The 6,483-nt window shown below is 47.4% G+C and carries 5 protein-coding genes; all 5 read left to right on the top strand.

Annotated features, from left to right (window positions below):
- Positions 1–26: 26 nt before the first annotated feature.
- The 5 genes from DVY93_RS11945 to DVY93_RS11965 all read left to right on the top strand — a co-directional run bounded on the left by DVY93_RS11945 (position 27) and on the right by DVY93_RS11965 (position 6,376).
- A complete protein-coding gene (locus tag DVY93_RS11945; protein WP_230710967.1) occupies positions 27–1,283 on the top strand; it encodes an MFS transporter in 1,257 nt (418 codons plus the stop codon).
- A 101-nt stretch (positions 1,284–1,384) separates the two neighbouring features.
- Positions 1,385–2,224 (top strand): arylesterase, encoded by an 840-nt coding sequence (locus DVY93_RS11950; protein WP_230710969.1) that lies wholly within the window; start codon positions 1,385–1,387, stop codon positions 2,222–2,224.
- A complete protein-coding gene (locus tag DVY93_RS11955) occupies positions 2,224–2,940 on the top strand; it encodes an ABC transporter ATP-binding protein (protein WP_230710971.1) in 717 nt (238 codons plus the stop codon). The genes DVY93_RS11950 and DVY93_RS11955 overlap by 1 nt, the downstream gene beginning before the upstream one ends.
- Positions 2,940–5,573, top strand: a complete 2,634-nt coding sequence (locus DVY93_RS11960; protein WP_230710973.1) for an ABC transporter permease — start codon at positions 2,940–2,942, stop codon at positions 5,571–5,573. The genes DVY93_RS11955 and DVY93_RS11960 overlap by 1 nt, the downstream gene beginning before the upstream one ends.
- A 104-nt stretch (positions 5,574–5,677) precedes the next feature.
- Positions 5,678–6,376 carry an SIR2 family protein gene (locus DVY93_RS11965; RefSeq protein WP_230710975.1) on the top strand — a complete coding sequence of 233 codons (699 nt, stop codon included), beginning with the start codon at positions 5,678–5,680 and terminating at the stop codon, positions 6,374–6,376.
- Positions 6,377–6,483: the final 107 nt, after the last annotated feature.

Below are 6,483 nucleotides of genomic sequence, written 5' to 3' on the forward strand. Positions count from 1 at the left end.
TACTAATAAATAATAGTCGTGTTGCTATGTCTACTCCTTCTAATATGCCATCCCAGCCCCACTCTGACCCCTCGTCATCGTCTAAGCTGTCCTCCTCGCGCTTTATTTTTTGGCTCGTGTTGTGCGCCATGATTTTACTGGCGACCAATATGCGGGCGCCTATTGTTGCGCTTGGCTCTATTGCACCCGTCGTGCAAGAAGCCCTCAACATCTCTGAGACCCAGATTGGCTGGCTGGGAGCGGTGCCGATGCTAACGTTTGCGGTGGGCGCGCTGATCGCTCCAAGCATTGGTAAGCGGTTTGGACTTGAGAACACGCTCATTGCGATGATTGCCTTATTAACGCTTGGTATGATTATTCGCACTGTTGTTCCCACTTGGTTTGGATTTTTAAGTGGGACCTTGTTACTGACGCTGGCCATCGGCTTTGCCAATACCTTGGCTGCCCCCGTTATTAAACAGCGTACACCCAAACAGATTCCTTTGATCACCGGTCTATTTAGCCTCACCATGACGGTGACGGCGGGTATAGTCGCAGGGGTGGTGTTACCGCTGTCTGAGCAGGTAGGCTGGCAGTGGGCGCTGGGTGGGTGGTCACTGCTAGGCATCTTTGCCATCGTTATTTGGATATTTTTACGCTTACGTCTCGGCTCCTCTAGCCACCAAGCCGCTGTCCTACCTACGCCTGGCTCTTCAGAGATTTCGATGTGGCGTACGCCTTTTGCTTGGCAAATCGCGGTCTTTATGGGTTTGCAATCACTACTGTTTTATACGGTCGCCAGTTTCCTACCTTCTATTTGGGTCAGTAAAGGGCTATCAGCGGTGCAAGCAGGACAGATGGGGTCGGTGTTTCAGTTTATGGCACCAATCTCTATCTTAAGCTTAACTTGGCTTGTGAACCGTGGTCGCCCAATTCAAGCACTGGCGGTGTTTGCTGCTGTTTTAAACGTCATTGGCATTTTGGGCATCAGTTATTTATCGACCAATCTAGCATGGTTGTGGTCAGGACTTATGGGGATTGGCTGCTCAGCGATTTTTACGTTGAGCATGATGCTGTTCTCTTTGCGAACGTATACCACCAACCAATCCAGCGAGCTGTCTGGTATGGCCCAAGCCGTCGGTTATTTGATTGCGTTTTTTGGCCCACTAGGCACAGGTTGGCTGCATGAAGCCACAGGTACTTGGGATTTGCCACTTTTTATCATGTTGATTTTGATGGTTGTGAACGTCTTGATTGCGTGGATGGTCAGTCGACCCGTGATGGTTGATGGCAAAAAAATGTAACGCATCACAGGAGATGACCCTAATATAAAATAACCTTAGGATAATATTGGTGTCTGTCTTATTTTGCTACACTGGTTTGATTGCATATAGGACAGAATATCATGATGAATGTATCCTCTCGCCTCGCTCATTACTTGCCAGCAGTGGCTATTTTGGCCGTTGTTTTGGGCATTAGCGGTTGTCAACAAGATCCTGAACCCAGCTTGACGGATGACAATCCAAACACGGCCAGTCAGACCGCCAGCTCTCAAACCTCTGAGACCCTACCCGAAACCAAGCAAATCCTCCCTGCAGCCGAAGAGCAGCCATCCCAGTTAACAATATTAGCGCTTGGTGACTCCTTAACCGAAGGACTTGGCGTCGCTAGTGATGCCAATTATCCTGCTCAGCTAGAAGCAAGCCTACAAGAGCGGGGTTATAAAGACGCCAAAGTGATTAATTCAGGACTAAGCGGCGAAACCAGTACGGGTTTGGTCAATCGCTTAGACTGGGTGTTGCAGACCAAACCCGATGTCACAATTTTGACGATTGGAGCCAATGATGCCATGCGCGGTATTGATGTGGCGACTATTGAAGCCAATATTCGTACTGCTGTACAGCGTCTACAAGACAACGGCAGTACAGTTATATTAGGCGGCATGCAAATTTATGACAACCTTGGCTCTGACTATGTGCAGTCTTTTGCCGCCATATACCCGCGTGTGGCTAAAGACATGAATGTGACACTCATTCCTTTCTTCTTAGAAGGTGTGGGCGGCGATCCTAAGCTGAACCAAGCCGATGCCATTCATCCAACCAAAGAGGGCTACGCGGTTATCGTGAATGATAATATCTTGCCAGTCCTAGCGCCTACCCTTGAAAAGCTAAAATCAGCCGACGCAAATGGTTCAGTAAATGCTAGTGAACCCGCAGCAAAAAACACGCCTACTGAGACTATGTAATGACCTTATTCAATGCGACGACAACATCAGAACCGACATCAAATTCTAAAAATAAAACCTTACTGACCGCCTCAAAACTCACCAAAACGGTACAAGTCGGTGAGCAAACCTTGTCCATCATCAAAGACGTAGACATCTATGTCAATGCAGGCGAGTTTGTGGTCATCATGGGCAAATCAGGCTCCGGTAAATCGACCTTATTGGGGCTGCTTGCCGCGTTAGATTACCCTGATAGCGGCTCTGTTGAATTGGCCGATCAAACGTTAAGCCAACTTGATGAAGATGCGCTCGCTGTCATTCGTCAGCGTGACATGGGCTTTGTGTTTCAATCGTTTCACTTACTGCCGACATTGACCGTGGCAGAAAATATCGCTTTCCCCTTAGATATCGCAAGACGTCCCAATCAAGCACGCGTGGACGAGCTGATTGATGCCGTGGACTTGGGGCACAGACGTGACAGCCTGCCCAATCAATTATCAGGCGGTGAACAGCAGCGTACAGCGGTCGCACGCGCCTTGGTCTCACACCCAAAGATTGTGTTTGCTGATGAGCCAACTGGCAATCTAGATGAGCAAAATGCCAACCAAGTCATGCAGCTCCTATTGGACTTACGCCAACAAGTTGGCTCAGCGCTGGTAGTCGTGACCCATGACCCTGCGCTGGCGGAAATGGCCGATCGCGTCATTACCATGCATGATGGACGGATTGTATCTTAATGACCAAAACCTCAACCGATAAGTCGTCCATGAACAGTACTTCGATAAGCAGTACCTCAACTACTCACTCTGAGTCTCTCATCAGCCGAGTGTTCACGCGCAATTTAGGCGCCAAAGCTTTAAGTCGTAGCTGGTGGCAACGCTGGGTCTATCCGGTTTTGTTTTTATTGACGCTTACGTTATCGCTTGCCACTTATCTGACCCTCGACTCTATCCAGCAGTCGGTCGATACCTATGTCAATGACAATCAGCGGGCGCTCGTTGGTGGTGACTTGATATTGAACAGTCAACAAGACTGGCCAAGTGACGTGTTGGCGCAGGTAGATACGATCGCTGATGCGCAAAAAGTGTTTGATTATCAGTTTAGTGCGATGGTCGTGACCGATACGCAAACCTTGCTTGCCCGCGTCAAAGCCGTCTCACCCAACTACCCGCTTTATGGAAAAGTAGAACTGGCCTCAGGCAAACCGCTTTGGCAACAGCTCAACGCCGATAGTGTGGTGGTCGCGCCTGAAGTCCTTAACGGCTTAAACGCGGATGTCGGTGATCGTATTACCATCGGTGACGGTCAATTTACTATCAGTGACGTGCTGACCAAAGAGCCTGATCGTCCATTGACCGCGTTTGGTTTTGGTGGTCGCGTGTTGATGCAACAAGACGCGCTGGCCGCCACCAACTTGTTGAGCCAGCGTAGCCGCGTCAATTATCGTATCGAGCTGGCGGGTAAGCCTGAACTCATGACTCAGCAGCGCGAACAGCTCACGCAAATATTGACCAATTATCCTGACATCGAGCTCTCTGATGCGGAGTCGGCAGATACCTCTGTCTCGCGTATCTCTGACAATGTACTGATGTTTTTAAAGCTATTGGTCATTGCCGTGCTTTTACTATCAGCGGTTGCCATGTATGGCGTCATCACCGCCTTTGTCACTAAGCAGCAATCTAACAATGCGATTCGCTTGGCACTTGGCGAGCCGCTTGGTTCACTCAAACGCAGCTATTATCAGCTATTGACGATCACCGCTGTCATTGCTTGTGTCGCAGCGACTGTCCTAAGCTTTGGCTTACTGCAAGTGGGTCAGCCGTATCTCATGGCGATCTTGCCGCCAGACGTGGGCCTCGCCATCAATCCTATTAGTGCGGTTAAAACCAGCGTTATCGCCTTAGTGCTGACCTTAGTTATTACCCAGCGCGGTTTAAGTACGCTGACAACCAACAAGCCTGCCACCCTACTCAACCAAGGCGTAAGCACGCAGGCGCAAAACCTGCCTTGGTATCGACTCGTGCCACTATTGTGGTACGGGGTAATGCTCGCAGGTCTGTATGCGTTTTTTGCGTATGAAGTTGGCTCTTGGGTACTCGGCGCGCAGCTATTGCTTGGACTAATCGGCTTTGTGGCGATATTTTGGGCATTGGCTCGCGGCTGGTTATGGCTGCTTGCTAAGCTCGCCAAACGCTCTACCATGGGCTGGATGCCGCGCATTGCCATTCATAACCTTGCACGTAAAGGCAATCAATCCGCCCTGTTTTTTGTGACTTTGTCGCTATCGGTAGCGGTCTTAACCCTTATCACCACGCTCAATCATAGTATCAATGCCCAGTTCATCAATGCTTATCCTGAAGATGCGCCCAACCTGTTCTTATTAGACATTCAAAGCGATCAACATGACGAGATCGATAACATCATCGGCGCGCCCGTGAGCTACTATCCGGTCATTCGCTCACGCGTGGTCACCGCCAATGATGTACCGGTACAAGATATCGTGCCTGCGGATGGCTTCGATGATCCCACGCGGGTCTTTAATTTAAGCTATGCCGACACAATCATGGACACCGAATTCATTACTGATGCGGTAGCAGACGATCAACTGTATGCGCCTGTCGATACACAAAACGAGCAAAATCCCGACCAAGCTGTCGTACCTATGTCCGTCTTAGACACCGCCGCTGACCTGCTAAATGTCGGTATGGGTGATCAGGTGCGTTTTAATATCCAAGGGATTGAGATCGTCGGGCAGATTACCAGTATTCGCTCGCGGTTTGAGCAAGGGCCCAGTCCTTTTTTCTACTTCTTATTTGAACCATCTGTATTGGCAGCAGCGCCGCAGATTCAGTTTGCCACCGCGCATGTCCCCGCCGATGAGATTCCAGAAATACAAAGCAAACTGGTACGCGAGTTCCCAGCCGTCACGACCATCAATGGCACGGCCATCGCGCAGCAAATCCAAGAGCTGGTGGTACAAATGAGCCGCTTGGTCTATGTCTTTACCCTACTCGCTCTACTGACTGGCGTCATGGTGTTGATTAGCTCGTTGCTATCGACCTCGCAAGATCGCATGGCGGAGAGCGCCTCGTTCCGATTGGTCGGTATGCAAAAGCGTGACTTATATATGCTTAATATCCTAGAGCTAAGTGTGCTGGGTATTAGCGCAGCTGTTTTTGCGGTCATTATCGCAAACGTGGGCGCGTGGGCGGCTATCACCCAATGGTTTAGTCTGCGATTTAGTGTGCCGTGGGTGAGCTTGGGTATTGGCGGTACGGCATTGATTGGCTTACTGCTTACGATTGCCGTGATTTATGTGAGATTAGTAATTGGACGCGGAATTATGGCGCGGGTACGGGCGATGATTTAGGGGTTGATATTATTTGATAATATTAGGTTTAGCTTATACTCTTTATAAATAGATATACTATCCTCAGAGATTGAGCCTTTTTTAATTCTGTTAGAGACCTTATTATGTCAGACCTAGATATTGAGAAACAGCTAGCTAAGATATTATCTGAATCACCATCTGCTCCATTTCTATTTATTGGTTCAGGATTTTCACGAAGATATATAAATATGCCTGACTGGAAAGGCTTACTTAGTCAGTTTTCGAAAAAACCTTTTACAAGATATTTAGGAATGGCAAATGATGATATTCCTAAAGCAGCTTTAGCTTTGGCTAACGACTTTTATGAAGAATGGTTTGAAGAAAATGAAAATAATAAAGAGGTATATGAGTCAAAGAGCTGGCTCAATAAAGTTGAAACTCCTTTAAAATATGAAATATCTAGATTTATACAAAGCTATGATATTGAAGGCTGTCTAATTCAACACCCTGAACTAATTGAACTGACAAGTGATAAAGTTGTTATTGACGGAATCATAACTACTAACTGGGACTTACTACTTGAGAAAATATTTCCAAAGTTAGAAGTCTATGTTGGGCAGTCAGATATACTCTTCAAGCATCCACAAGCTGTTGGTGAGATTTTTAAGATTCATGGTAGCTGCACTGACTTTAACAGCCTCATATTGAGTAGTAATGACTATAAAGACTTCAATCAAAAAAACCCTTATCTAGCCGCGAAACTTATTTCAATATTTCTTGAAAAACCTGTCATATTTCTTGGATACTCACTCTCAGATGAAAATATAGTCAATCCCACTTAAAAGTGTTATAAACTAATTATCAAACCTAATTGCTATCATAAAGACCATGACTTACTCCCTAGATTTTCGCAAACAAGTACTAAAAAGCTTAGACGAGGGTATGACTT

Origin of the sequence: Psychrobacter sp. CCUG 69069, from assembly GCF_021023115.1 — a bacterium.
Lineage (GTDB): Bacteria > Pseudomonadota > Gammaproteobacteria > Pseudomonadales > Moraxellaceae > Psychrobacter > Psychrobacter namhaensis.